A 25,671-nucleotide genomic window follows, 5' to 3' on the forward strand; every position below is an offset into this window, starting at 1 on the left:
GAATATCGCAATTTATATATTAAAATGAAAATTACTTTGCTTATTTGTTCAGTAACTCGTCTACTTTGCCCTGGAAGAAGCTGATGAACTCCTCCACGCGCATGGTGCCGACGTCGCCTTCGCCATGCCTGCGCACCGACACCGTCCCATTCTCCTGCTCCTTCTCCCCCACAATCAGCATATAGGACACCTTCCGCATTTCTGCGTCGCGTATCTTACGGCCAATCTTCTCATCGCGGTTATCCACAAAACCGCGGATGTCATCCTGCTGCAGGCGCTCATACACCTCCTGCGCAAAATCCTGGTACTTCTCGGATATCGGCAGGATGGCGAACTGCTCCGGGCTCAGCCACAACGGGAAATTACCGCCGCAATGCTCGATCAGCAGCGCCACAAAGCGCTCCAGGGAGCCAAACGGTGCCCGGTGAATCATCACCGGCCGGTGTTTCTGGTTATCGGCACCAATGTAATCCAACTGGAACCGTTCTGGTAAGTTATAATCTACCTGAATAGTTCCGAGTTGCCATTTGCGTCCCAAAGCATCCTTCACCATGAAGTCGAGCTTAGGTCCGTAGAACGCAGCCTCTCCCAGTTCGGTTACAGTGCGCAGGCCTTTCTCGGTGGCAGCCTCAATGATGGCGGTCTCCGCTTTTGCCCATGCTTCATCGCTGCCTATGTATTTGCCTTTGTTCTCCGGGTCGCGAAGCGAGATCTGGGCGGTGTAATCCTCAAAGCCCAACGCCTTGAATACATACAGTACCAGGTCGATCACTTTGATGAACTCCTCCTTTACCTGGTCGGGGCGGCAGAAGATATGGGCGTCGTCCTGGGTAAAGCCGCGCACGCGCGTTAGCCCGTGCAGCTCGCCGCTCTGCTCATAACGGTACACCGTCCCAAACTCAGCCAGGCGCACCGGCAGTTCCTTGTAAGAGCGCGGGCGCGTCTTATATATCTCGCAGTGGTGCGGGCAGTTCATTGGCTTCAGGAAAAACTCCTCCCCTTCGTTCGGCGTCTTGATCGGCTGGAACGAATCGGCCCCGTACTTTTCATAATGGCCCGAAGTGACGTAGAGTTCTTTGCTGCCGATGTGGGGCGTCACCACCGGCTGGTAACCCGCGCGCATCTGCGCCTTGCGCATAAACTGCTCGAGGCGCTCCCGCAGCAAAGTGCCTTTCGGCAGCCACAGCGGCAGCCCCATGCCCACCTTTTCAGAGAAAGCGAACAGTTCCAGTTCTTTTCCCAGCTTGCGGTGGTCGCGCTTCTTAGCCTCTTCCAGGCGCTCCAGGTACTCCGTCAGCTCCTTCTGCTTCGGGAAAGTGACGCCATAGATGCGGGTTAGCTGCTTTTTTGACTCATCACCGCGCCAGTAGGCGCCCGCCACGTTCATCAGCTTTGCGGCTTTGATAAAAGAGGTGTTCGGGAGGTGCGGCCCACGGCATAGATCCACAAATTTTCCCTGCTCATAAAAAGTGATGGAGCCGTCGGCCAGATCCTTGATCAGGTCCAGTTTATACTCATCTCCTTTCGCAGTAAAGTATTCTATCGCTTCCGCTTTGGACACTTCGCGCCGGGTAAACTCATTTTTATTTCGCGCTAACTCCAGCATCTTCTGCTCTACCTTCGCAAAATCGTCCTGTGAAAAAGTCCTGTCTCCCAGGTCCACATCATAGTAGAAGCCGTTTTCCACGGGAGGGCCGATTCCGAATTTAATGCCCGGGAACAGTTCTTCCAGCGCCTCGGCTAACAGGTGGGCAGAGGAGTGCCAGAAAGTGTTCTTCCCCAGATCATCATTCCAGGTGAGCAGTTGCACGGTTGCATCCTCGTCTATGGGCCTTGACAGGTCCCATACCGTATCATTTACTTTTGCAGCAAGCACGTTCCGCGCCAGGCCTTCGCTGATGCTCTGCGCAATCTCAAAGCTTGTTACCCCTTTCTCATAGGGGCGAACGGAGCCGTCCGGCAGTGTAATGTTAATCATGTTTTATCTATTGTTCTATCTGGACCTGTTGCACTCCCGTGTTTTCAGGCCTTGGTTTGGCAATTTTATTTTTCAGGCGGCTGATGGCCTGATAAGCATACGTGTTATTCGGTGCCACCTGCAACAGGCGCCGATACGCCGCCAGCGCGTTGATGTTTTGGCCGCTGCGCTCGTAGGCGCTGGCCAGGGTACTCAGATATTTAGGCTCCCCGCCATAAGCAGGCGATGCTTTCTGCAAATGGAAGATGGCAGCCTCATTTTCCCCCAGCTTATGCTTTTGAAGCCCCAGCCAATAGTGCGCACCGGTTAAGGTGTCATTTAGGGCAACTGCCTTGCCATATGCTACTAAAGCGCTATCCTGCTTTTGCGCTGCCTGCAGCACTGTGCCCCTGAAATACCAAAGCTGCGCATCTTCTGGCGCCAGGCCTTGAGCGGTGTTTATATAGGGCCTGGCCTCCTCAAACCTATTCTGGGCCACAAGCAAACCGCTCAGCTCCCGCATCGGCTCCATGAATGCAGGAGCCTGCTGCAGCGCAAGGCGGTAGTTCTTCAGCGCACTTGCAGTGTCGCCGGTCGCCTCCGCTACGCGCCCTTTGTAATAAAAAGCGAACTCATCATGCGGGGCCAGTTCCTGCGCCTTGATCAAAAACATTTGCGCCTGCTCGTATTGTCCCTTCTGCAGGTTCAACTCGCCCAGGAGCACATAGAGCGAAGAACTCTGATAGGAGTTCCGCTCAGCCTGTAAGGCAAGTGGCAAGGCCTCCTCCTGCCTGCCTAGAGCCCGCAGCGCCTGCGCCTTCACAAAAAGACTCGAAGGCTCGTTTCCCGTTAGCTTCACAGCCTTGTCGGCATCATTTAACGCCTCCTCTAACTGCCCCTTGCGCAGCAGCACAACTGCCCGGCGGGCATATAAACTACCGTCTCCGGCACTCTGCCCAATAGCTGTCGTGAGGTGCTTCAGTTGTGCTTCCGGGTCGTCTTTCACCTCCTGCAGGTCCACCATCTGTTCCCTGTTGCCTTCCTTCAGGTTGCAAGAGGCAAAAAGCAACGGCACTACCAACATCATCAATCGGCGGGAAAAACGCACTGTGTGCGGCTGCATCATTTTTAAAAGGCACATCTTAAACGCTAAATTAAAACTTTTTAACCAAACGACACCAACGCACTGCCGCAGCTTAAAAACAAAAAGCCTGCCACCGGTCCGGGAGCAGGCTTTTATATATAGCGTATGTTACTTATATTCTCTGTTGCTGCTGTAGCATTAGCTTACAGCGCCTGCTTAGTTCCAGTTCCTCTTTCGTCTCGTAGGTGAGCGAAATGGCTTTTTCCAAAGTGGCGATGCAGGCAGATGAGTTTTTCATTTCGGCGTACACACTCGCGAGTTCATAATAGTACTGAATGTTCCCGGGATCAAAAGTAACGGCATTTTCAAGGGCTTTCGCGGCATCCTCGTTTGTGGCCACACCGCAGACGCCATCAAAAAGCATTTTAGAAGCGATCTTTTCTGCCAGGTTGAGGTTGGCCATTTTATAATACCAGCGCCCCATGATATGCCACGCACCGGCGTGCCGGTTATCACGCGCAAGGGCTGCATCTACAAAGCCCTTTACTTCGTTGATGTCGATCAGGCGCTGGCGCGGGCCGGAAATCATCGCCTCGCAACCGGTGGAGAGCGCCATCACATAATTGGACTCTGCTTCATCCGGGTTCAAGGCATATGCCCGCTGCGCATACTGCTTCGCTTTCAGGTAATGGTTGATCTTGGAGGTCTCGTCGGTAAACCGCTCACCGATGCGGCAGTGCAAAAAGCTGGCCTTGCAGAGGGCCTCGAAGTTATCGGGAGCAAGCTCCAGCACCTGTTCATACAGTTGCAGCGCTTCGCTGTCTTTGTAACTGTTCAGGAGTTGCTTGGCCTGTTGCAAGAGCAGCTCGGAGCCGGCAGCAGATTCTCCTGCCGCCATAGCGGCAGGAGAACTGATGCAGAGCGTGGCTGCAAATATAAATGTGCTAAAAAGTCTTTTCATACGTAATCTCTCACTCTACAAGCTACGGAATCAAAAGGACTTCTGCAAATAAGGTAATTTAGTATCTAAAAAAGATCCAATTGCTTTTTGCGTTTAAGTTCAGCTTTTGCCGCGGATTCGTCTGTATCCGGTTCTACGTGATCGGCTGCAAGAGGTTGAACATTACTAAGACGGGCTGCCTCTGCTGCAAGTTCCTTTAACTCAGTGGGTAAGGCAGCAGCACCTTTTTTGGCAACCGTCTTCTTTCCCTTCGACTTTTCCTCCTCCGGATGCGCAATCGACTCCATCTTCGGCAGCGTTACGTCCAGCACCTTATAATAGTTAAGTTTATTGCCCAGCGCTTTCCAGCCTTTCACATCTATAAACTCGCTCAGCAGCAGCTTTTCCGTCTCTTTCTCGCTGCGCCTGTCACGCTTGAAGGAGATGGTTGCGAGCGGCTCCGGATGCGTGGAAACCGCCTCCAGGCGAGATCCTTTTGTCTCCGTGATGAAGGCGAAGCGCTTGCCTACCGTAGAAGTCTCCACTTTGAAACGCTTCACATAATAGGTTTTATTGTCTCCTTCATAATAGATGGCAGATATGACTAGTTCCGGATCATATTTCTGCAGCACCTTGATCTTTTCCACGCTGTAATGGTTCGCCAGATCGAAGGAGGTGAGTTCGTAGCTGCCGTCCTCATAGACCACCAGAATCGTGTCATCCGTATTGAATGAGCCCAGGTAGCGGCCACGGCCTTCGGTGTTCAGTCGCCCGATCACCTCGTCATAGAAGATTTCTCGGCCTCCAAGTGTTGATTCACCCAGGCTCTTCTGCACCACCTTCTTCACCGGGTACTTCGTTACTATATTCCCGTTCGAGCCCTTTCCTTTGATCATCAGCTCCGCGAAATCATAGTCCAGCACCTTCACGCGTGCCGTGGATTGAGGCGCTAGCGTAATCGTCACCACCTCTGACTCAGAATTCGGGTTGGCTGTGAGGTAATGCACCTTGGAGCCTTTCTCCCCTTTCGTCAGGTCGTATTCCTTATCGCGTGTTATGGATTTAACGGAGAAGCGCTTGGCATACGACACCCCGGACTTGCCATCGAGGTATATCATGTTGTACACCATGTGCTCGTCGTTTTTGTTATATACCCCGGCCATGAGGATGTCCTTGCCCACAAATGTCTTCTCCGCCACCTTCGTCACTGTAAATTTGCCATCTTTGCGGAATACAATTATGTCGTCCATATCGGAGCACTCGCACACAAACTCATCTTTGCGCAGGCCTGTACCGATGAAGCCGTCTTTGGCGTTCATATAGAGCTTCTGGTTGGCGATGGCCACGTTCTGCGCGTTGATCACATCAAAGGTTTTCACCTGCGTCTTGCGCTCTCGCCCCTGCCCGTACTTCTTCAGCAGCCCCTCAAAGTAAGAGATGGCGTAGCGGATGAGGTGCGCCAGGTGATCGTCCACCTCAGCCATCTCCTCTTCCAGTTTCCGAATATATTCGTCTGCTTTAAAGGAGTCGAACTTGGAGATGCGTTTGATCCTGATCTCCGTCAGCCGGATGATGTCCTCTTCGGTCACCTCGCGGCGCAACAGCGGCTTGTAGGGGTCCAGGCCTTTGTCAATCGCATTAAGTACCGCCTCCCACGTCTCACACTCTTCGATGTCGCGGTAGATGCGGTTCTCAATGAAGATTTTCTCCAGCGAGGAGTTATGCCACTTGTCCTCCAGTTCGGCTTTGCGGATCTCCAGCTCCCGCTTCAGCAGGTCCACGGTTTTGAACGTAGAGATGCGGAGCAGCTCATCCACGTTGAGGAAATGCGGCTTGTCCTCGATGATCACGCAGGTGTTCGGGGAGATGGCCACTTCACAGTCGGTGAAGGCATATAGCGCGTCAATCGTCAGGTCAGGCGACACGCCTGGCGGCAGGTGCACCTGTATCTCCACATCAGCCGCTGTGTTGTCGATCACCTTCTTGATCTTGATCTTGTTGTTCTCGCTCGCCTTGACGATCGACTCCATCAATCCGGTCGTCGTGATGCCATAAGGTACGTCCCGGATGATGAGCATTGATTTATCTGCCTTCTCAATGGTGGCGCGCACACGAATCCTTCCGCCGCGCATGCCGGCGTTGTAGTTAGTGATATCCACCAGGCCCCCGTTCGGGAAATCCGGCAGGAGCTGTGTGGTACGGCCTTTCAGGACATCGATTGAGCCTTTGATCAGCTCGCGGAAGTTGTGCGGCATGATCTTCGTGGACAAGCCCACAGCGATCCCCTCCACACCCTGCGCCAGCAGCAGCGGAAATTTCACAGGCAGCGTCACCGGCTCGTTCTTGCGGCCGTCGTAGCTCAGCTGCCACTGCGTCGTCTGCGGGTTAAACACCACATCCAGCGCAAACTTGGAGAGGCGGGCCTCAATATAACGCGGGGCGGCCGCGCTGTCGCCGGTGCGCACATCACCCCAGTTTCCCTGCGTCTCGATCAGCAAATCCTTCTGCCCCAGGTTCACCATGGCATCGCCGATGGAGGCGTCTCCGTGCGGGTGGTACTGCATGGTTTGCCCGATCACGTTCGCCACTTTGTTGAAGCGGCCGTCGTCCATCTCTTTCATGGCGTGCAGGATGCGCCGCTGCACCGGCTTGAGGCCGTCTTCGATGGCTGGCACCGCACGCTCCAGAATTACATAAGAGGCATACTCGAGGAACCAGTTTTCATAAAGGCCGGCTACCGGGGTAACATTATGGATCAACTCACCTTCTCCATCAGAAAAGGTGACTTCCAGATCGTCTTCGTGGTTTAATTCTTCGTTGTTCAGCTCGTCGTTATGCATATAATTCCTCTACTATATCTTTCTCAATCTTCAGGTTGTCGATAATGAAGCCCTGTCGCTCCGGCGTGTTCTTGCCCATGTAATAGCTCAGGATTTTCTGTATCGTCGTGTCTTTGTGCAGGATCACCGGCTTCAGCTTGATGTTGTCGCCGATAAACTTCCCGAACTCTTCCGGAGAGATCTCCCCTAGCCCCTTGAAGCGGGTAATCTCCGGGCGCTTGCCCAGCTTGCTGATGGCTTCCTGCTTCTCCGTCTCGTTGTAGCAATAAATAGTCTCTTTTTTGTTGCGCACCCTGAACAGCGGCGTCTCCAGTATATATACATGGCCGTTCTTTACCAGGTCGGGGAAGAACTGCAGGAAGAACGTGAGCAGCAACAAACGGATGTGCATCCCATCCACGTCGGCATCGGTGGCGACCACTACGCGGTTATAACGCAGGCCTTCGAGGCCTTCCTCGATGTTCAGGGCGTGCTGGAGCAGGTTAAACTCCTCGTTCTCATATACCACTTTCTTCTTCAGGCCATAGCAGTTGAGCGGCTTACCGCGCAAGCTGAATACCGCCTCCGTGTCCACGTTGCGGGACTTGGTGATGGAGCCGCTGGCCGAGTCGCCCTCCGTGATGAAGAGCGTGGACAGCAGCGCGTTTTCATGCTTGTCTTCGTTGAAGTGCATGCGGCAGTCGCGGAGCTTGCGGTTGTGCAGGTTTGCTTTCTTGGCGCGCTGGTTGGCAAGCTTTTTCACGCCGGCCATATCCTTTCGCTCCCGCTCGCTCTGCTCCACGCGCTTCTTCAGCGCCTCGGCTGTTGCCGGGTTTTTGTGCAGGTAATTGTCGAGGTGCTCCTTTACAAAGTCGTTTATATAGGCGCGCACCGCCGGGCCTTCCGGCCCCATGTCAATAGAGCCCAGTTTCGTCTTGGTCTGCGACTCAAACACCGGCTCCTGCACGCGCAGCGAGATCGCGCCCACAATGGAGCCGCGTATATCCGCCGCATCATAGTCCTTTTTATAGAAATCGCGCACTGTTTTCACCACCGCCTCGCGGAAGGCCGCCAGGTGCGTACCGCCCATGGTCGTGTACTGGCCGTTCACAAAAGAATAATACTCTTCGCCGTAGTCGTTGCCGTGCGTGATGGCGATTTCGATGTCTTGCCCCTTCAGGTGAATGATCGGGTAGCGCATGCTCTCCTCGTCTGCCTTGTTACGCAGCAGGTCCAGCAGGCCGTTCTCCGAGTAGAACTTCTTGCCGTTGAAGTTGATGGTGAGGCCGGCGTTCAGGTACACGTAGTTCCACATCTGGTTCTCGAGGTAATCCGGGTTGAACTGGAAGTTCTTGAAGATCGCCTCGTCCGGCATAAAGGAAGTGAGCGTGCCGTTGCGCTGGTTCGTCTCCTGCAGGTCGTAGTCCTGCGTGAGCACCCCCTGCTCAAACTCAGCCACCTTCATCTGCCCGTCGCGCACCGACTGCACCCGAAACTGGCTGGAGAGCGCGTTCACCGCTTTCGTACCCACCCCGTTCAGGCCCACCGACTTCTGAAAAGCCTTGCTGTCGTACTTGCCGCCGGTGTTGATCTTGCTCACACAGTCAATCACCTTGCCCAGCGGAATGCCACGGCCATAGTCCCGCACCTGCACTTTATGGTCAGAAATCTTGATTTCAATGGTTTTGCCATGCCCCATCACGTGCTCGTCAATGGAGTTATCGACCACCTCTTTCACCAATATATAGATTCCGTCATCCGCCGATGACCCGTCACCCAGTTTGCCGATATACATACCAGGGCGCAGCCGGATGTGCTCGCGCGGCTCCAGCGACCGGATACTGTCTTCGTTGTAGTTATTTTGCGCTAACTCTGCCATTCTTTAAGCGTAAGTGTAGTTGTTGAGGTAAAATCAATCGGAAATATAGAAAATTATAAGGGACCAGACACCAAAATTAGTTCCTGCCTCCCCGCAAAAGCGAAAAGCTCCCCCATGAATACTAATTTTATTAGTCAAATATACAAATTCTGTAGCTTCCAAGCAAATTTAACCCTAAATTTGACCCAGAAGTTCACATATACTTTATAAAATCGCTCCAGTAAAAACTAATTTAATTAGCACTCTTAGATATGAATTTATATATGTGTGTGCCGCATCTTTTGCTTTACTTTGGGGAGCAACTTTAATACCTGACTGTACCTGAAGAGCAAGAACCACGTAAATGGAGATAAAATTACCTAATTATTTTAAAGCTGTCATTATCCTGCTGGGTCTTATCCTGCTGATCTGGCTGCTGCAGATGTTCAAGTCTGTTTTTGCCCCCCTGGCTTTCTCGCTGCTTTTCGCCCTGCTGCTGCTTCCGCTGAACCGCGACCTTGAGAAATTCAGGATCCCGCGGCCCATCGCGATCATCACCAGTATCATCCTGGTGGTGACGGTGCTGGGGCTCCTGATCTGGTTTCTGTCGTCGCAGCTCATGGGCCTGACTTCAGAGCTCGATACGATCAGCGGAAACATCAGCGACCTGGTTATGCGCGTTCAGGGCTTTTTGTATGAGAGGTTCGGCATCCAGCCCTCCAACCGCACGGACCTCGTCCGCAACATGATCACCAGCCTGCAGGACATCGCCACCACCTTCCTGGGCAGCACCATCTCCCTGACAACCGGATTCCTGGCGGCTTTCACAGTTGTACCCATCTATGTGTTTTGCCTGCTCTATTACCGCGACCACCTGGAGCAGTTCCTGTTCAAGCTGGTATCGAAAGACAAGCGCGGCGGCCTGATCCATACCATCATCGACATCCAGCGCGTAGTCCAGAGTTATATCTCCGGTCTGATGATCGTGATCGTGGTGGTGTCGCTGCTGAACTCGGCGGGCCTGCTGCTGCTGGGCGTCAAGTATGCCATCTTCTTTGGCGTGTTCGCCTCTATCCTGACCATTATCCCTTATATAGGCATCCTGATCGGCTCGCTGCTGCCCGCGCTGATCACGCTGGCCACCACCGGCCACCTCTTTGATGCTATCCTGGTAGTGGCGGTTTTCGCGTTTGTGCAGTTTCTGGAGGGCAACTTCATCACCCCCTTCATTGTGGGCTCCAAGGTGAGCATCAACCCATTCGCGGCCATCGTGGCGTTGCTGCTGGGAGGTGAGATATGGGGGGCCGCTGGCATGATCATGGCCCTGCCCGTGATTGCGATGCTCAAGGTGATCTTTGACTCTTACCCGCCGCTGGAGCCACTGGGCTTCCTACTGGCAGACATAGATGACGTGAACAGGAAAAAGCACAAAGGCAAAGTGAAGGGCTTCTTTTCCGAGGTGTTGAACGGGCTGGGGCGCGGCAAAAAAAGCGGGGACTGAGATGCGGTTAAATGCATTTTGGCATTGCGGCCGTTTTGAAACGGAATACTAATTAAATTGGTTAGCATAGAAGCTGCCGGCTTTTGCCGCTGCTCCTATTCAGAAGCCCAAAACATTAGCAACTTGTACGCTATCATAGACATTGAGACCACGGGCGGCCAGCCTGCTCAGGATAAAATCACGGAAATTGCCATTTTCATCCACGACGGACAGAAAATTGTAGACCAGTATAATACGCTGATCAACCCCCAGCGCCCCATCCCCTATTTTATTTCCAACCTGACCGGCATAACGGACGAGATGGTTCGGGACGCACCCAAGTTTTACGAGGTGGCGAAGGAGATCGTGGAGTTTACGGAGGGCAAAGTGTTTGTTGCCCACAACGTGCGCTTCGACTATTCCTTCATAAAGAAAGAGTTCGCAGACCTGGGCTACACTTTCCAACGCAAAACGCTCTGCACCGTTCGCCTCAGCCGCTCGCTTATTCCGGGGCTGCCCTCTTACAGTCTGGGCAAGCTCTGTAAAAGCATCGACATTGACTTAAAACAGCGCCACCGTGCCATAGGCGACGCCGAGGCAACGGCCGTGCTTTTTGATAAGCTCCTGAAGATTAATCGCCCGATGGTGGACGGCAACATGAACATGGCCGCCGATCATACGACGCAGGTACTGAAGGAGGAGATTAAAACCTCGCTGCTGCCCCCGGCCATCCGCCGGGAGCAGGTGGATGCGCTGCCGATGGTGCCGGGCGTATACTACTTCCACAACGAGGCGGGCGAGGTGATTTACGTCGGCAAGAGCATCAACATCAAAAAGCGGATCATCCAGCACTTTAACATCGATTACAAGAGCCGGAAATCGCTGGACTTTAAGAACAGCATCGCCGACATTACCTACGAGGTAATGGGAAACGAGCTGGTGGCTTTGCTGTTTGAGTCGGCGGAGATAAAGCGGATGAAACCGCAGTATAACCGGCAGCAGCGCCGCTCGGTGTTCAATACCGGCATATTTGTATATGAAGACGGCAACGGGTATAAGCGCCTGTCCTTCGGCAGCGTGAACAAAGCAGCCAATGTGAGCCTGACGCCCATCATCGCCCTTTCGAACCAATTTAAGGCGAAAGGGTTCCTGTACCACAAAGTAGGCAAGTATAACCTTTGCCAGAAACTCTGTGATTTGTATAAAACGAACGGCGCCTGCTTCGATTACCAGGTGCACCAGTGCAACGGCGCCTGCATCGGCCAGGAGAGCCCGGAGGAATATAACAAGCGCGTGGATGCCGCTATTGAGTCTTTCACTTTCGAGCACAACAGTTTTGTGATTATAGGCAAAGGCCGTGAGCCCGGGGAGAAATCTGTGGTGGTGGTTGAGCAAGGCACTTACCTCGGCTTTGGTTTCGTGGATGAGACCTTCGCTGCGCACTCCTTCGAAGACATGAAAAGCGTCATCAAGCGGTACAACGACAACAAGGATATCCAGCAGATCATCCGCGGCCATATGCGCAGCAAGCACAAGGATAAGGTTATTGTTTTTGACTGATAACAGGTATCTAACACATTTAACTTGATATAAATGGGCGTATGGCAATATAGATAGTTTTCATAACTGCCGTTGTTCAGGTTATATGATCAAGGCCAACTTGAATTTACCTACTTAAACTATCAACTACCCCAACCTCTGCAAGGAGATAAATAAACGACTCCTGCGGAAGATACCCTTTAGGTTGGTGCCAGGGTGGGTTTACGATCTAAAAAATCAACCAGCTATATATAGCTACTTGGGTTATATATAAAGCCCACCACCAGCCACTGCCCGTCAGGTTGCCCCTTCCGCCCGCTTCGCCAGAGTCCCTGGAAACTTTTGATACGGAACCAATATAATGTCTGAAATTTCACTTTTAATCTAAATCACCGGGTGTCATTCAGCAAAATTGGCCTTCTTCCGTAAAAGGTTCAGTATATATAAATCAGCACCAAAACAGCATGATCCGGCTCCGCAATGTAACAAAACGATATGGTGAAACAGCCGCTGTGGATGGGGTGACGCTGGAGGTGAAAGAAGGTGAAACGGTGGTGCTGCTGGGCACCAGCGGCTGCGGCAAAACCACCACCCTTAAACTCATCAACCGCCTCGAGAACCTTTCATCCGGGCATATAGAAGTAGCCGGCGCAGACATCAGATCGCAAAAGCCGGAGGAACTGCGCCGGAAGATCGGTTATGTCATTCAGGGAGCCGGGCTGTTTCCGCATTATACCGTACAGGAGAATATCGCGGTGGTGCCGCGCCTGCTGCGCTGGGATAAAACCGATACGAAAGCACGCACGCGGGCGGTGCTGGAGTTGCTTGGGCTGCCTCCGGAGCAGTTTCTCTTCAAATTCCCGCACGAGCTGAGCGGCGGGCAACAGCAACGGGTCGGGCTGGCCCGGGCCCTGGTCACGGACCCGCCCGTGATCCTGATGGATGAGCCATTCGGGGCGCTCGACCCTATCACGCGCAACAACATCCGGCGTGAATTCAAAAGTCTGGAGGCGCTGCTGCATAAAACTACAGTGCTGGTGACCCACGACGTGCAGGAGGCTTTTGAGCTGGCAGACCGCATCTGCCTGATGGACGCCGGAAAGGTACAGCAGTTGGGCACGCCGCAGGAGCTCGTGTTTCAGCCCGCCAATGCTTTCGTGACACACTTCCTGCAGGAGCACCTTTTTCAGCTGCAGCTACAGGTGCTGCGCCTGCACCAGCTCCGCCCTTTTTTACCCCTTGCGCCTTCGGATTGTGCTCCAAACACGATTATTTTACCGGATACTGCCAATGTGTTAGAGGCCATGCAACGCTTGTCAGCTGCGGGTAAGCCGCAAGACCTTTTTCTGCAGTCTGCAACCGATGCCCCTGCCCGGTCCGCTTCCGTTTCAGAGCTGCTGTCCGCAGTAGCCCGGCTCACTCCTACCTTGCGCTTATGACACTCCTGCAGGACCTTTGGGCTTTTTTACAGCTGCAGGCCGGGAAGTTGCTGGAGCAGGCACTTGAGCATATCGGCCTTACGTTTATATCCCTTGGGCTGGCGGTGCTGATCGGGCTGCCCCTGGGCCTGCTCATCACGCGCTATAAAAAAGCAGCCGGGGCCGTGCTGGGGGTGGCGGGTATTCTGCAAACCATCCCGAGCATCGCATTGCTCGGCTTCCTGATCCCGGTGCTGGGCATTGGACCGGAGCCCGCAATATTTGCACTATTCCTGTACTCGCTGCTACCCATCATCCGCAATGCTTTTACGGGGGTAACACAGGTCGATGCGACGGTGAAGGAAGCTGCCCGCGGCATGGGCATGACCGACTGGCAGCTGCTGACGCGGGTGGAGTTGCCACTAGCGCTACCGGTGCTCTTTGCCGGTATCCGCACCGCTGCGGTGCTGAATGTGGGCGTGGCCACGCTGGCGGCTTATATAGCGGCGGGGGGCTTGGGTGAGTTCATCTTCGGGGGTATTGCCCTGAACAACACCCCCATGATCCTGGCCGGCGCAATCCCGGCTGCCCTGCTGGCCGTGCTTGTGGATTTTCTGCTTGCACGCCTGCAACATATGCGGCTGCATTTCCTGCGCCCGGTTTCGCTGTTGCTTTTCCTGGGATTACCGGCGCTTTCCTCATTTTACCTGTTGCCGAACAAAGACAAATTTGAGGCGGGTCTCAGCCCGGAGTTTGCCGGCCGCGCCGATGGTTATCCCGGGCTGAAAGCTACATACGGACTCAAGCTCAATACCGTGATCATGGCGCCTGCGCTGGTATATAAGGCAGTATATGAGGGAGACGTGGATGTGATAGACGGCTACTCCACAGACGGCAAAATCAAAACATACAAGCTGCGGGTGCTGGAAGACGACCAACTTTCTTTCCCACCCTATTATGCGGCCTTCATGGCACGCGAGCCGGTACTGGCACAACACCCGGAACTGCTGGAGGTGCTCCACATGCTAAGCGGCACCATCAACGATTCCACGATGACAGCCCTCAATTACCAGGTCGATTTTGAAAAGGAATCGCCGGAGCAGGTGGCGCAGCGGTTCCTGCAGCATCGGGGACTGTGGCGGCCCTCGCGCAACGGGGCAGGCGAAACCATCCGGCTGGGCTCCAAAATCTTTACCGAGCAATACATTCTCACCGAAATGCTCACCCAACTGATCCGGGGCTACACCGACCTGCAGGTGACGGCGCAAACCGGGTTAGGCGGCACTAAGATCTGCTTCGATGCACTGGCGGCAGGCGAAATAGACATATACCCCGAGTACACCGGCACCGGCCTGCAGGTGATTCTGAACACGCCTCCGGCCTTGGCAACAACTTTGTCAGCAGACAACAACGCTGTATATAAGTATGTCGCGGGGCAGTTTAAGGAGAAGTACCATATCATATGGCTGCCGCCCCTGGGCTTTAACAACACGTATGCGTTGATGATGCGAGAGGAGCAGGCGGCGAAACTTAACATCCGCACTATATCCGACCTGAAAAACCACCTTGCCCCTTAGCAACGCCTACGCTCGTAGAACCTATGATGGGTACAAGCCCCTTAAAGAAAGACACTCTCTGGTACTTTATCAGAGTCTTCCGCGATATCACCAGAGACAGCCCATCCGAATGACAGCGTCTCCTAATTGCGTTGGCGGTAAAACCGCTAAAGAGTAGTTCAAATGTTTTCAGACAGAAGCCGCTTTGCAGTTATATATAAACCCTCCTTACCGGCAGGTGGCAGCTGCCGTTAATATAAATCAGGGGCTGATTTCCTTAATTCTAAACTATATAGTAAATTTACGGGTAGTTGATTCCTTAGCAGCATCGTAAGAAAGAATAGGATCAATTGAAAATGTCAAAACTTTAATCATTATAAACTGTGAGCGAAACAAAAAAAAGATTCAGAGCTGGCGTATTGTACGGGGAAGAAGTAACAGAACTGTTCAAGTATGCCAATGAAAATAACTTTGCCTTACCGGCAGTAAACGTCATCGGCACAAACTCTATCAATGCTGTGCTGGAAACGGCAAGAGAGGTGAATTCTCCTGTGATTGTGCAGTTCTCGCACAGCGGTGCGCAGTTCTATGCCGGCAAGGGGCTGGCAAATGAGTTGCAGAAGTCCGCTATCGCCGGCGCTGTTTCAGGTGCGCACCACGTGCACATCATGGCAGAGGCTTACGGCGTTCCTGTGATCCTGCACACGGATCATGCCGCCAAGAAGCTCCTGCCCTGGATAGACGGTCTGCTGGATGCAGGTGAAAAATACTTCCAGGAGCACGGCAAGCCGCTGTTCAGCTCGCACATGCTGGACCTCTCCGAAGAGCACATCCAGGAAAACATCGAAACCTGCGCCAAATACCTCGAGCGCATGAACAAGATCGGCATGACGGTAGAGATTGAGCTTGGCGTAACTGGCGGCGAAGAAGACGGGGTGGACAACTCTGATGTAGACAGCGCCCGCCTATATACGCAGCCGGAAGAAGTGGCCCTTGCCTATGAGGAGCTGAATAAAATCAGCGACCGCTTTACCATTGCGGCTGCGTTTGGCAATGTGCACGGCGTATACAAGCCCGGTAACGTAGAGCTGCGCCCTGAGATCCTGAAGAACTCACAGCAGTTTATCCAGGAGAAGTACGGTAAAGGACCGAACCCGGTGAACTTTGTGTTCCATGGCGGCTCCGGCTCTGAAAAGGCGAAGATCACGGAAGCGATCGAGTACGGCGCCGTAAAAATGAACATTGACACGGATATGCAGTGGGCATTTTTAGAAGGTATCCGTGACTATATAGACGCCAAGAAAGATTACCTGCAGACACAGATCGGCAATCCGGAGGGAGAGGATTCTCCGAACAAGAAGTTTTATGACCCGCGTGTATGGCTGCGTGAAGGCGAGAAGACTTTCATTACCCGTTTAAAAGAGGCTTTCACAGACCTGAACGCGATCAATCGCAACGCTTAATTCTACAGTCCTATATAAAACAGAAAAGGTGGAGCTTGGCTCCACCTTTTCTGTTTTATATAGGACTGTTTCTTCTAATGAACCTATATCTGTTTTGCCTCCCTCTTTACTACAGGTACATCTGATTGTTCAGGCTACTTGTGCTCTAAAAGCCACTTGTAGATTTCCTCTGTGTCTTCCCTCTTACAGAGTTCAGACCCTGGCGTCATGGTGGCAGCTGTGCCGGCTGCCACACCGTACCGCACCACCTCATCCAGGCTGCAGCCTCTTATCAGGCTAAGCACCATGCCGGCCACCATGCTGTCGCCGGCCCCCACGGCGCTCTGCTGCTTCACGGCAGGCGACACGATATAGCTGACATGCCCGTCCTTGCTGACGAGCATGGCCCCGCGCGGCCCCAGTGAAACAACCAGCACCTGGCATTTGCCCTCGCTCACCACCTGTTTTGCGATCTGTTCCTGCTCCAGCGCCGAAACCTCCTCTTTCCCGACCAGGGTAGGCAGTTCCTGCATGTTGGGCTTCAGCAGGTACACACCCTCCCCTGCCGCTTTTACCAGCGCCTTGCCCGAGGTATCCACGATCAGGCGAAAGCCCCGGCGGTTGGCGATTTCCGCCACCTGCAGGTAAAAGTCGTCCGGTACACCCGGGGGGAGGCTTCCGCTGGCCACGACGTATTTGGGCAGCTCTTCGTCTGCCATTTCCTCCAGCCAGTTCAAAACTTGACGCCACTCCTCTTCAGCCACCTCGGGGCCCGGCATGCCAAAACGGAACTGGTTGCCAGAGTTCTCCTCCATCACCATCAGGTTCTCACGGGTCCAGTTCTTGATTTTTACAGTTTTGAAATGCACACCTTCTTTCTGAAGCAGCTCGCAGAGCTTTTCTCCTGAAGGCCCGCCCGCCAGTAACCAGGCACAGGAATTTCCGCCCAGTTTTTTGATGGCGCGTGACACATTCACGCCGCCACCGCCCGGCTCATAAAAGGGGTTTTTGCAGCGCATCTTTTTCTCCGGCTGCACATGCTTCACATAGGTGCTTTTATCTAAAGCGGGGTTAAGTGTGATGGTGATGATCTCGTTCATTCGTTAGTTATATATAAATCAATGCCGTTTTGCTGAAATCCGAAAATGGAAACAGGCTGCGGCTCTTACATTTCTTCGTTAGCTGATTTCGAACTCCTTCCGGTCTCCCGTCGTGAAGGTGTACACCTTTCCCTTTACACCGATCAACACCTCTTTGAACCAGCCTTTGTCAACACTGATTAAAACTTTCTCGTGGGTAACTTTCAAGGAGATCCAATGGCCGCGGTATCGCAGCTGAAATTCCAGACAGCTGATTTCCTCTGGTAGAACGGGATTTAGCCATAGCACGTTGTCGCGTATCTCTAAACCTGTAAAACTTCGTTGCACCAGGTCTACAGTACCTGCCATTGCCCCCAAATGGATCCCCTCTGCGGTGGTGCCTCCCTGAATATCCTCTACATCGCTCATCAATGCTGTCTGAAAATTATTCCAGGCTCGCTTGCGATCAGAGCGGGCCAGTACCCACGAGTGCACAATCTTACTGAGGGTGGAGCCATGCGAGGTGCGCTGTGAATAGTAGGCCACGTTCTCTGGGATGCTTTCCGCTTTGAAGTCATATTGCAGGAGCTCGAATATATGCAGGAGTTCCTCAGAGGAGAACAGGTAGAAAAGCATTAGCACATCAGCCTGCTTACTCGCTTTGTACCGGTTCACGTTATCGCCCTCACTTTCCAGAATGCGGTCCAGCCGCATAGCTTCGCCGTATTTTTTCTTGTACACTTCCCACGGAAACTCCTTCAGCTGCTCATAGCCGTCGAACTGGGCGATGATGTTGCTCTGCCCGATGAAGGGCACGTACATTCTGAGGCTGATGTCACGCCAGCGTTCGATGTCGGCATCAGAGATATTCCGCTTCTGGAAGAGCTCTCCGAGGCGCGAGTCGTCAATCATCTGGAAAAGCTGGAGCGCACGCTGGATCACCCAAACGGCCATGATATTGGTATAGGCGTTATTCTTCAGACCTGACTCCTCAGAATCCGGGTAATCCGTGTGGTATTCATCCGGCCCCACCACTTTGTGTATCTCATACCGGCCGCTTTCCTTGTTCAGCACCGCGATGGTAGACCAGAACTGGGCAATGTTGAAAATCATTTCAGCACCCACGAACGTCATGAACTCCATGTCTTCCGTTGCCTGGTAATATTGCCAGACGTTGTAGGCGATGGCCGCACTGATGTGCCGCTGCAGGTAGGTATGGTCCGCGAGCCAGCGCCCAGACTTGGGGTTCAGGTGGATGACCTGGCTCTCCTCGCGACCGTTGCTGCCGCTCTGCCACGGAAACATAGCGCCACGGTACCCTGCTTGCGAAGCGGCAAATATAGCCTCGGGCATACGCCGGTAACGGTAAAGCAGCAGCTCGCGCGTTAATTCTGGTAAGCGGAGGTTCAGAAAAGGAAAGATGAACAGCTCGTCCCAAAAAATATGGCCCCGGTACGCTTCTCCGTGCAGCCCCCGGGCAGGCACGCCCACATCCATGCCGATGGTGTTTGACGAAACTGTTTGCAACAGGTGAAAGATGTGCAGTCTCAGAATATCCTGCGCCTGGTTATTGCAGGCAATCATCAGGTCACAGCGATTCCAGAGACGCTGCCAGGCGCGTTTGTGCTGCTCGAGCAGGTGTAAAAAGCTGCCTTGCCTTTCTATGTTCTTGCAGGCCTCCTGCAGTGGCTCCGTGATCGCCTTGTCGCGGGAGGTATGGATTTGCACGACCTTCTCCACGCGCACAGGCTGCCGCTGCTCGCAAGCGACATCAAAAAGCTGGGCTATATACCCCTGCTCTTGCTGCGTGGAATAATTTACTGACTGACCATCCGGCTGTATATATACCCGCGTGCGGGCAGCCTGGGCCATAAGCAGTTTAGACTGGATCGTTTGCACTTCCAGAAAGACGATATGATCGTTCTGATGCCCCTGTTGCAGCGGTTCGTGATGCTTGCTGGCGAGTGCACGGTACCGCGCCACGCCGCTGTTAATCACACGGCCATCCAGCGCGCTCTTAATTTCGATTCTGCCGGACCAGTTAATCGGCGTCAGTTCCCACTCCAGCGCCGCCACATGCGGATTCGCCATGCTCAGCAAGCGCCGGCTGTGGAGTGAGGTCTCACGGCCCGCGCTATCCCTGAAGTGCATTCTTCGCTCCAGTAGCCCTTGCTTCATATCCAGCTCCTGCCGAAAGCTGATCAGCTCCGCCTTCTCCAGATCAAACCACTCCTCAGCGTCTTTATGCCGGAATGTAAGGGGCAGCCAGTTGGGGCAGTTCACGAGGTCTTCGTTCTCGATCTTCCGATCCGCCACCTCAGACATCAGCCTGTTATACCCGCCTGCCAGGTAAGTGCCCGGGTAGTGCACTTTCTCGTCGGCTGTGGTTTCTTCAAAGGCCCCGCGGGTGGCGATGTATCCATTTCCTAAGGTACAGAGCGCTTCCCGCAGCGGCTGCTCTTCCGGCACCCAGTTTTCATATATGATTTTCCAGTCATACATGCGGCTGTTTCTTAATAGTTTGTGTCAGCGCCTCCAGAAATACCTGTACTTCGTCCACATCCTCGAGGCGGTACTCTGCAGCAGTCTGCTCATCGTGCTCCCCAACCATCACGCCGATGCCCTGGCCCTGCAAAGTGGCAAAAGCGTCCTCATCCGTGATATCATCCCCGATGTAGATCGGCAGAATGTCCGGCTGGTTCAGGTCTAGCTCCTCCATCAGCCAAAGCACCGCCTTGCCTTTATGCCAGTCGAGGTTCGGCTTCAGCTCCATGATTTTCTTCCCGGGGCCTTTCTTCAGCTCCGGATGCTGGGCAATCACCTCCTCTGTTACCTGCAGCACGCGATTTACCTGGTCCTCGGGCACGTTGCGGTAATGCACGGCGATGGCATAGCGCTTCCGCTCCACCAGCACCCCCTCCACGTCCTTCAGGCGCTCGTCCAGCGTTATATTTGCCTTGTCGAGGGCAGGAATGGCTTCTTTAGCCCCTCCAGGCTCGGTGTGCATGTTGTTGGGTCCGGAGATATCAAAGCCGTGGGAGCCGGCATAATACAGGTTATCCAGTTGCACCAGTTTCTCGACGTTGGCGCGGTCGCGCCCGCTGACCACAGCGACGCTGCAGACATCAGCGAGCCGACGCAGGGTATCGCGCATCTCCTCCGTCATCACGGCTTTGTCAGGGTCTTTCACAATGGGGCTCAGGCAGCCGTCATAGTCCAGAAAAACAGCCGGCTTTTTACCGTTTATCAGCTTCGCCACATCTGCCAGGGCAGAGGGAAGGTCTTTTGCCTCGTATCTCTGAGCGAAAGAGTTTGGTTGGTTTTTCATAAGTATTTATTCTGTAGGAAATTTATCCAGCACCAGATCGGCACCGTGTTCGGTTAATTCTTTTGCTTGGCCTGTTCTGTTGATGCCCACCACCAGAGGGAATCCACCCGCCTTGCCTGCCAGTACCCCTGAGATGGCATCCTCAAAAACAGCCGACTCATGGACAGGCACCCCCAGTTGCCGCGCAGCCTCCAGAAAAATGTCGGGGGCTGGTTTCCCCTTCAGCCCGAGTTCAGCCGCCACGACGCCGTCTACCCGCACCTCAAAAAGTTCCTCCAGCTGTGCTGCTGCCAGTATTGCCTGGCAGTTCCTGCTTGCAGATATCACTGCCGTGCGGAAGCCCTGCGCTTTTTTTTGTTTCAGAAAAAGCACGGTGTCGGCATATGCTTCTACTCCGCCCTGCTGCACCAGTTCCTGGAAATACAGGTTTTTACGATTACCCAAACCAGCCACTGTTTCAGTGCCGGGCACATCCGCCGCTGCTCCCTCTGGCAACACGATCCCTCGGGAGGTCAGGAAATTGCGCACCCCGTCGTAGCGCGGGATGCCGTCTATATACTGCCTGTAATCTGTGGCAATCTGCAGCGGTTCATATATCTTTCCCTCCTCCTTGCCACGTTGCAGCAGGTAGTCATCAAACATCCGCTTCCAGGCTGCGGCATGTAGTTTAGCCGTTTGCGTAATCACCCCATCCATATCCAGAATCAGGGCTTTAATATTTTTCTCTTTAAGTAACCGCGCTAACGGATCAGAAGTCATCAGCATCGCCGGCAAAATTTATCACTGTCAGTACCTTTGTAAATAGTACCTCTTTCAACTGCTTTAAGTTGTTTCTTGGTCCTACTCTTTGTCCTCTTCTTCCCTGCCAATTATTTCAAAAAGCAAGAGCCACTAGTGTTTAAAACTAACAAGGCCTCTTTATTGAAGAGGCCTTGTCTATACTAGTGAACAGGTTCAGTCTGCTGTAAATGCTGGGCGATAGGTTGTGGATGAGTTTAAGCTGTGATGTCCTGTGCCTGCAGGTAAGGCGTAAAGCCCTGAATCACAAGATCAGCCCCTTTCGTCTCCAGCACCTCTTTGCGGGCGCCGTGATCTACACCGACAACCAGCCCGAAATGGCCAGCTTTCGCTCCCTCTATACCGGCAGCGGCATCCTCAAACACAGCGGCTTCCTGTGGCTCCACGCCTAACTGGCGTGCTGCCTCCAGGTATATATCCGGGGCAGGCTTGTTCTGCAGGCCCAACTCATTCGAAACGACTTTGTCCACCCGCACCTCAAACAGTTTCTCAAGGTTTGCGCGGCGTATAATGGTGAGGCAGTTGCGGCTGGCGGAGACAATGGCTGTTTTTAAGCCTTCCTGCTGCTTTTCTTTCACCCACTGCACAGCTCCGTCAAATACGACAACACCGTTTTGCTTCAGCAACTCATGAAAATAAAGGTCTTTCCGCTCGCCAAGCCCCACGATCGTGTTTTCGTTGGCGTCATCCTCCGGCTCTCCCTGCGGCAGATCGATTCCGCGTGACTCCATGAAGTTGCGCATGGCCTCCAGACGCGGCACCCCGTCTACGTAATTGCGATAGTCCTCCATGAAATCGAAAGGCTTATACGTTTTGCCGTCCTGTTCGCTGCGCTGTTTGAGGTAGGAGTCGCACAGCGTTTTCCATGCCTCCGCGTGTAGCACGGCGGTGTTGGTGATCACCCCATCCATGTCCATGATCAGGGCCTTAATGTTTTTTTCCTTGATAAGCTTATTCAGATCGCTCATTATAGTTTATATTTTGTTCTTACAATGGTTAATGCTGTCTTAATCACAGCAGTTTCACGGGTTGTGCAGGCAGAGGTGGCGCATATAGGCAAACTGCCCGGTCATAGCCATGTCGCTGCCATATAAGGAGACCTCCTCACCGTTCAGGCGGTGGCTGCGTTCCCTATAATTTTGTATACGTACACCGGGTGAAATATTTCTGTAGCATCCGTTTTCATTCCTTACACCATCCCGGGATAATAGTTGCCACCTTATATAGAAATTCGGGAAATGACTCCGGTTATATATAGCAACTCCTACCAGCCCTGAAAAACTTTTCGTCCCCATCAAATATAATAAAACACCTATCTAAATGCCGCATTCCCGCCTGCTTAATTTCAGTTGGGTTTCAATCCGCAATGAGCTGCTCACAATATATTATTTTTGCTCCCGGGCCTGCTTCCTCCCAAACCGGAAGTACTTATATACCTCCGCCCCCCATATAACGAGGCTGGATAAACCCAGGAGCACCAACAGGTCAACAAGAGGCAGTTCCTCAAAACGGAACAGCCCACTCAGAAGGGGCGTGTAGATCACGACCAGTTGCAGGGACAAAGACACTACAAATGCAATGTTCACGTATTTGTTGCTGAACAGGCCGATCGAGAAGACGGAACGCTCCAGGGAGCGCATGTTAAACGTATTAAAAACCTGTGTCATGGCCACTACCAGGAACACGGCGGTGCGTGCTGTCTCCTCACCCTGCGGGAGGTAGTACGCAAACGCGCCTAAAGCCAGCCCCAGCATGATGCTGCTCATCAGCAGGATATAGGGTACGACTTCTCTGTCCAAGATGCTGGCGTCGCGGGGCACCGGCTTCTGTTTCATGATGTCGCCGTGGCCGCGCTCTGTGGCAAGCCCAAGTTCCATTACACCGTCGGTCACTAGGTTTACCCACAGGATTTGTGTGGCCGTGAGCGGGAAAGGCCAGCCGATGGCAATGGCCACGATGAAAACGGCAACCGCGGCAAAGTTCGTGGTCAGGAGGAAATAACTGGTCTGCCGCACGTTCTGGAACACGATCCTTCCTTCCTGTATCGCCCGCACGATGGTGGCGAAATTGTCGTCCGACAGCACGATCTGGGCAGCGTCTTTGGCCACGTCAGTGCCCCGGATGCCCATGGCAATCCCAACATCGGCCCTTTTCAGGGCAGGTGCATCGTTCACGCCGTCGCCTGTCATGGCAATCAGGTGCCCCTTGTCCTGCAGTGTCTCGGCAATGCGCAGCTTCGTGTTCGGGCTTACCCGCGTAAACACGGATACCTGATCCACCATCCTGCTGAACTCCTGATCGTCCACCTCCAGTTCGTCCTCCTGCAGTGCATCACCGTAGCTTGTATCGTTGGCCAGCCCGTCTAGTATCCCCACTTCGCGTGCAATGGCCGCACCGGTTTTCTTGTGGTCGCCTGTCACCATCATTACGCGTATGCCCGCCGAACGGCAAGCGGCCACAGCCTCTGGCACCCCTTTCCGGGGCGGGTCCACGATGCCTGTGATCCCTACCCACACCAGGTCCCGCACATCATCTGCCACGGCCTCTTCTGAGGTACCGTCGGAGGGGCGATAAGCAAGCGCCAGCACCCGCATAGCCTCTTCCGCCCAGCTGTCCATCTTCTCCCACACTTCTTGCCGCAGCTCATCTGTCAAATCCTGTGGGCCTTCAGCCGTCAGGATACTGGTGCTAAGCTTCAGGATCTTTTCAGGGGCACCCACCGCCATGAGCACCCGTTGCCCCTCCACCTCGGCCAGCAATCCCCTGAATTTCTGCTCTGAGCTGAAAGGCAGGTCATCAATTTGCCGCACCTCGGGCAGGAGGCCCTCATTTTTTGTCGTTATTTTCTTTGCCAGCACCAGGAGCGCCACCTCTGTGGGGTCTCCCATCACGCTTGGCTCTCCCTTCTCGGCCCCCTCCTTCCCTTCACCCGGCTGCTCCCCAAGCTTCGCGTTGTTACAGGCACCCGCAATCAGGAGAAGCTGGCGCAGCACAGGGCTGTCTGATGGGTTCACCTCCTGTTCATTTTGAGTAAGGCCGCCTTCCACAGCATAGCCCGTGCCGGTTACCGCGTATTCCGACCCGTCGCCGAGGAAAATGCGCTTTACTGTCAGGATGCTTTTGGTCAGGGTGCCGGTCTTGTCCGTCATGATCACGGAGACAGACCCCAGCATTTCCGTTGCGGAGAATTTGCGGATGATTGCATGCTGGCGCGCCATGCGCTTTGCCCCGATGGCCAGTACGATGGATATGACGGCAGGCAGGCCCTCGGGGATAGAAGACACCAGCGTTGCCACGGTTACCAGCAGCACCTCCTCAAAAGGATAATCCCGAAGGAAATAACCCAGCACGAATACCACGAGCGAGGTGAGGATGGAGATCACCGCCATCTGTTTGCCAAGGCGGTCCGTTTTCTTGCGGAAATTGGTGGTAGTTACTTTTATCTCGCCCAGTGAGGACGAGATTTTGCCTAATTCCGTATGGGGGCCAGTCGCGGCCACCACAGCCTGCGCCGTGCCGCGTGCCACATGGGTGCCTTTCCAGATCATGTTGGTGCGGTCGCCCATATGCACCTTCTCCTCCAGCGGTGTAACTTTTTTGGTCACGGGCAGCGACTCCCCCGTGAGAGAGGCTTCAACGGTCTGCAGGTTTTTGGCTTGCAGCAGCCTGGAATCTGCCGGGATGCTGTCTCCTTCCTCCAGGATGATCACATCGCCCGGCACCAGTTCGCGGGCCTCGATTTTTTTTGCTTTCCCGCCCCGCCGCACGGTGGCCTCCTGCTTTATCATGCTTTTGAGTGCCTGTATGGCTTTCTCTGCGCGGTACTCCTGAAAGAAGCCCAGCACGGCGTTGAACATGATCACGCCCATGATCACATACACATCCACCATATGCCCGGCGTACCAGGCCACACCAGCCGCAATAAATAGGATCAGGATCAGGAAGTCTTTGAACTGCTTCAGGAACAGTAGCAGGGGGTTCATGCCCTCGGTCCCGGTCAGTTCATTGGGACCGATTTCCTCCAGACGCAGCTGTGCCTCCTCATCCGTCAGTCCGCTTGCCCGCGACTGCAGTTTCTCAAGCGCTTCCTCTGCCCGAAGGCTGTGGTATGGGTATTTTTGTTCTATTTCCATGGCGCCTGCTTTGCTTTACATATATCAAATCAAAACAATGGCAATAACCTGCTGTAAGTCCATCAGCCCGGGAGCCACCGTCCTATATACGCCTTCTTTGTCCTCATTTGTGCCAGTGCTCCCTGTCCGGGAAATAAAAAGAGCTTTTATGGGATAGACAAAAACGATTCTGTGAAACAAGCTGATTATGTATGATGATGTTAATTTAAAATAAATTCCTGTTATTGATTACGGAAAGTT

Annotated in this window: 16 protein-coding genes; 5 read left to right on the forward strand and 11 right to left on the reverse strand. The window is 53.6% G+C overall.

The features are described 5' to 3' along the window. Positions 1 to 40 precede the first annotated feature (40 nt). The 5 genes from thrS to ABD920_RS24660 all read right to left on the reverse strand — a co-directional run bounded on the left by thrS (position 41) and on the right by ABD920_RS24660 (position 8,679). Positions 41 to 1,978, reverse strand: a complete 1,938-nt coding sequence (gene thrS / locus ABD920_RS24640) for a threonine--tRNA ligase (RefSeq protein WP_345163719.1) — start codon at positions 1,976 to 1,978, stop codon at positions 41 to 43. 7 nt (positions 1,979 to 1,985) lie between these two features. After that, positions 1,986 to 3,083: a tetratricopeptide repeat protein gene (locus ABD920_RS24645; protein ID WP_345163721.1), complete on the reverse strand. Its 1,098-nt coding sequence runs from the start codon at positions 3,081 to 3,083 to the stop codon at positions 1,986 to 1,988. A 130-nt stretch (positions 3,084 to 3,213) separates the two neighbouring features. Further along, positions 3,214 to 4,002: a tetratricopeptide repeat protein gene (locus ABD920_RS24650; RefSeq protein ID WP_345163724.1), complete on the reverse strand. Its 789-nt coding sequence runs from the start codon at positions 4,000 to 4,002 to the stop codon at positions 3,214 to 3,216. Positions 4,003 to 4,067: 65 nt separating this feature from the next. After that, positions 4,068 to 6,821 carry a DNA gyrase/topoisomerase IV subunit A gene (locus ABD920_RS24655; protein ID WP_345163727.1) on the reverse strand — a complete coding sequence of 918 codons (2,754 nt, stop codon included), beginning with the start codon at positions 6,819 to 6,821 and terminating at the stop codon, positions 4,068 to 4,070. Further along, positions 6,814 to 8,679, reverse strand: a complete 1,866-nt coding sequence (locus ABD920_RS24660; protein ID WP_345163730.1) for a DNA topoisomerase IV subunit B — start codon at positions 8,677 to 8,679, stop codon at positions 6,814 to 6,816. The genes ABD920_RS24655 and ABD920_RS24660 overlap by 8 nt, the downstream gene beginning before the upstream one ends. Before the next feature lie 343 nt (positions 8,680 to 9,022). Here ABD920_RS24660 and ABD920_RS24665 point away from each other — a divergent pair, with 343 nt between their 5' ends. The 5 genes from ABD920_RS24665 (at position 9,023) to fbaA (ending at position 16,114) form a co-directional block, all read left to right on the forward strand. Continuing rightward, on the forward strand, positions 9,023 to 10,159 hold the full coding sequence (locus ABD920_RS24665; protein WP_345163733.1) for an AI-2E family transporter: 1,137 nt from the start codon (positions 9,023 to 9,025) through the stop codon (positions 10,157 to 10,159). A 123-nt stretch (positions 10,160 to 10,282) separates the two neighbouring features. Further along, complete coding sequence (locus tag ABD920_RS24670) at positions 10,283 to 11,698, forward strand: exonuclease domain-containing protein (RefSeq protein ID WP_345163736.1); 1,416 nt, start codon at positions 10,283 to 10,285, stop codon at positions 11,696 to 11,698. Between the two features lie 443 nt (positions 11,699 to 12,141). Beyond that, positions 12,142 to 13,116, forward strand: coding sequence for an ABC transporter ATP-binding protein (locus ABD920_RS24675; RefSeq protein WP_345163739.1), 975 nt, complete (start codon positions 12,142 to 12,144; stop codon positions 13,114 to 13,116). Further along, the gene (locus tag ABD920_RS24680; protein WP_345163742.1) at positions 13,113 to 14,672 is read left to right on the forward strand and encodes an ABC transporter permease/substrate-binding protein; all 1,560 of its coding nucleotides are present in this window, start codon (positions 13,113 to 13,115) and stop codon (positions 14,670 to 14,672) included. The genes ABD920_RS24675 and ABD920_RS24680 overlap by 4 nt, the downstream gene beginning before the upstream one ends. A gap of 362 nt (positions 14,673 to 15,034) precedes the next feature. Next, entirely contained in the window at positions 15,035 to 16,114 is a 1,080-nt protein-coding gene (fbaA, locus tag ABD920_RS24685) for a class II fructose-bisphosphate aldolase (protein ID WP_345163745.1), read from the forward strand. A 134-nt stretch (positions 16,115 to 16,248) separates the two neighbouring features. Here fbaA and ABD920_RS24690 read toward each other — a convergent pair whose 3' ends face one another. The 6 genes from ABD920_RS24690 to ABD920_RS24715 all read right to left on the reverse strand — a co-directional run bounded on the left by ABD920_RS24690 (position 16,249) and on the right by ABD920_RS24715 (position 25,431). Then, positions 16,249 to 17,193, reverse strand: coding sequence for a 1-phosphofructokinase family hexose kinase (locus ABD920_RS24690; RefSeq protein ID WP_345163748.1), 945 nt, complete (start codon positions 17,191 to 17,193; stop codon positions 16,249 to 16,251). A 78-nt stretch (positions 17,194 to 17,271) separates the two neighbouring features. Beyond that, a complete protein-coding gene (locus ABD920_RS24695) occupies positions 17,272 to 19,674 on the reverse strand; it encodes a glycoside hydrolase family 65 protein (RefSeq protein WP_345163751.1) in 2,403 nt (800 codons plus the stop codon). Next, positions 19,667 to 20,500: a trehalose-phosphatase gene (otsB, locus tag ABD920_RS24700; RefSeq protein WP_345163754.1), complete on the reverse strand. Its 834-nt coding sequence runs from the start codon at positions 20,498 to 20,500 to the stop codon at positions 19,667 to 19,669. Before otsB ends, ABD920_RS24695 begins: the two co-directional genes overlap by 8 nt. Positions 20,501 to 20,506: 6 nt before the next feature. Continuing rightward, a complete protein-coding gene (locus tag ABD920_RS24705; RefSeq protein WP_345163757.1) occupies positions 20,507 to 21,265 on the reverse strand; it encodes an HAD family hydrolase in 759 nt (252 codons plus the stop codon). Between the two features lie 230 nt (positions 21,266 to 21,495). Beyond that, positions 21,496 to 22,266: an HAD family hydrolase gene (locus ABD920_RS24710; protein WP_345163760.1), complete on the reverse strand. Its 771-nt coding sequence runs from the start codon at positions 22,264 to 22,266 to the stop codon at positions 21,496 to 21,498. A gap of 417 nt (positions 22,267 to 22,683) precedes the next feature. After that, entirely contained in the window at positions 22,684 to 25,431 is a 2,748-nt protein-coding gene (locus ABD920_RS24715; RefSeq protein ID WP_345163763.1) for a cation-translocating P-type ATPase, read from the reverse strand. Positions 25,432 to 25,671 lie beyond the last annotated feature (240 nt).

This window comes from Pontibacter saemangeumensis (assembly GCF_039541895.1).
Lineage (GTDB): Bacteria > Bacteroidota > Bacteroidia > Cytophagales > Hymenobacteraceae > Pontibacter > Pontibacter saemangeumensis.

What these genes read in the sequence shown, in the direction of transcription:
- ABD920_RS24695 (WP_345163751.1), bottom strand. Translation starts at nt 19,674, where the DNA reads ATGTATGACTGGAAAATCATATATGAAAACTGGGTGCCGGAAGAGCAG.
- ABD920_RS24715 (WP_345163763.1), bottom strand. Translation starts at nt 25,431, where the DNA reads ATGGAAATAGAACAAAAATACCCATACCACAGCCTTCGGGCAGAGGAA.
- otsB (WP_345163754.1), bottom strand. Translation starts at nt 20,500, where the DNA reads ATGAAAAACCAACCAAACTCTTTCGCTCAGAGATACGAGGCAAAAGAC.
- ABD920_RS24645 (WP_345163721.1), bottom strand. Translation starts at nt 3,083, where the DNA reads ATGATGCAGCCGCACACAGTGCGTTTTTCCCGCCGATTGATGATGTTG.
- ABD920_RS24710 (WP_345163760.1), bottom strand. Translation starts at nt 22,266, where the DNA reads ATGAGCGATCTGAATAAGCTTATCAAGGAAAAAAACATTAAGGCCCTG.
- ABD920_RS24690 (WP_345163748.1), bottom strand. Translation starts at nt 17,193, where the DNA reads ATGAACGAGATCATCACCATCACACTTAACCCCGCTTTAGATAAAAGC.
- ABD920_RS24660 (WP_345163730.1), bottom strand. Translation starts at nt 8,679, where the DNA reads ATGGCAGAGTTAGCGCAAAATAACTACAACGAAGACAGTATCCGGTCG.
- ABD920_RS24680 (WP_345163742.1), top strand. Translation starts at nt 13,113, where the DNA reads ATGACACTCCTGCAGGACCTTTGGGCTTTTTTACAGCTGCAGGCCGGG.
- ABD920_RS24655 (WP_345163727.1), bottom strand. Translation starts at nt 6,821, where the DNA reads ATGCATAACGACGAGCTGAACAACGAAGAATTAAACCACGAAGACGAT.
- ABD920_RS24705 (WP_345163757.1), bottom strand. Translation starts at nt 21,265, where the DNA reads ATGCTGATGACTTCTGATCCGTTAGCGCGGTTACTTAAAGAGAAAAAT.
- ABD920_RS24665 (WP_345163733.1), top strand. Translation starts at nt 9,023, where the DNA reads ATGGAGATAAAATTACCTAATTATTTTAAAGCTGTCATTATCCTGCTG.
- thrS (WP_345163719.1), bottom strand. Translation starts at nt 1,978, where the DNA reads ATGATTAACATTACACTGCCGGACGGCTCCGTTCGCCCCTATGAGAAA.
- ABD920_RS24675 (WP_345163739.1), top strand. Translation starts at nt 12,142, where the DNA reads ATGATCCGGCTCCGCAATGTAACAAAACGATATGGTGAAACAGCCGCT.
- ABD920_RS24650 (WP_345163724.1), bottom strand. Translation starts at nt 4,002, where the DNA reads ATGAAAAGACTTTTTAGCACATTTATATTTGCAGCCACGCTCTGCATC.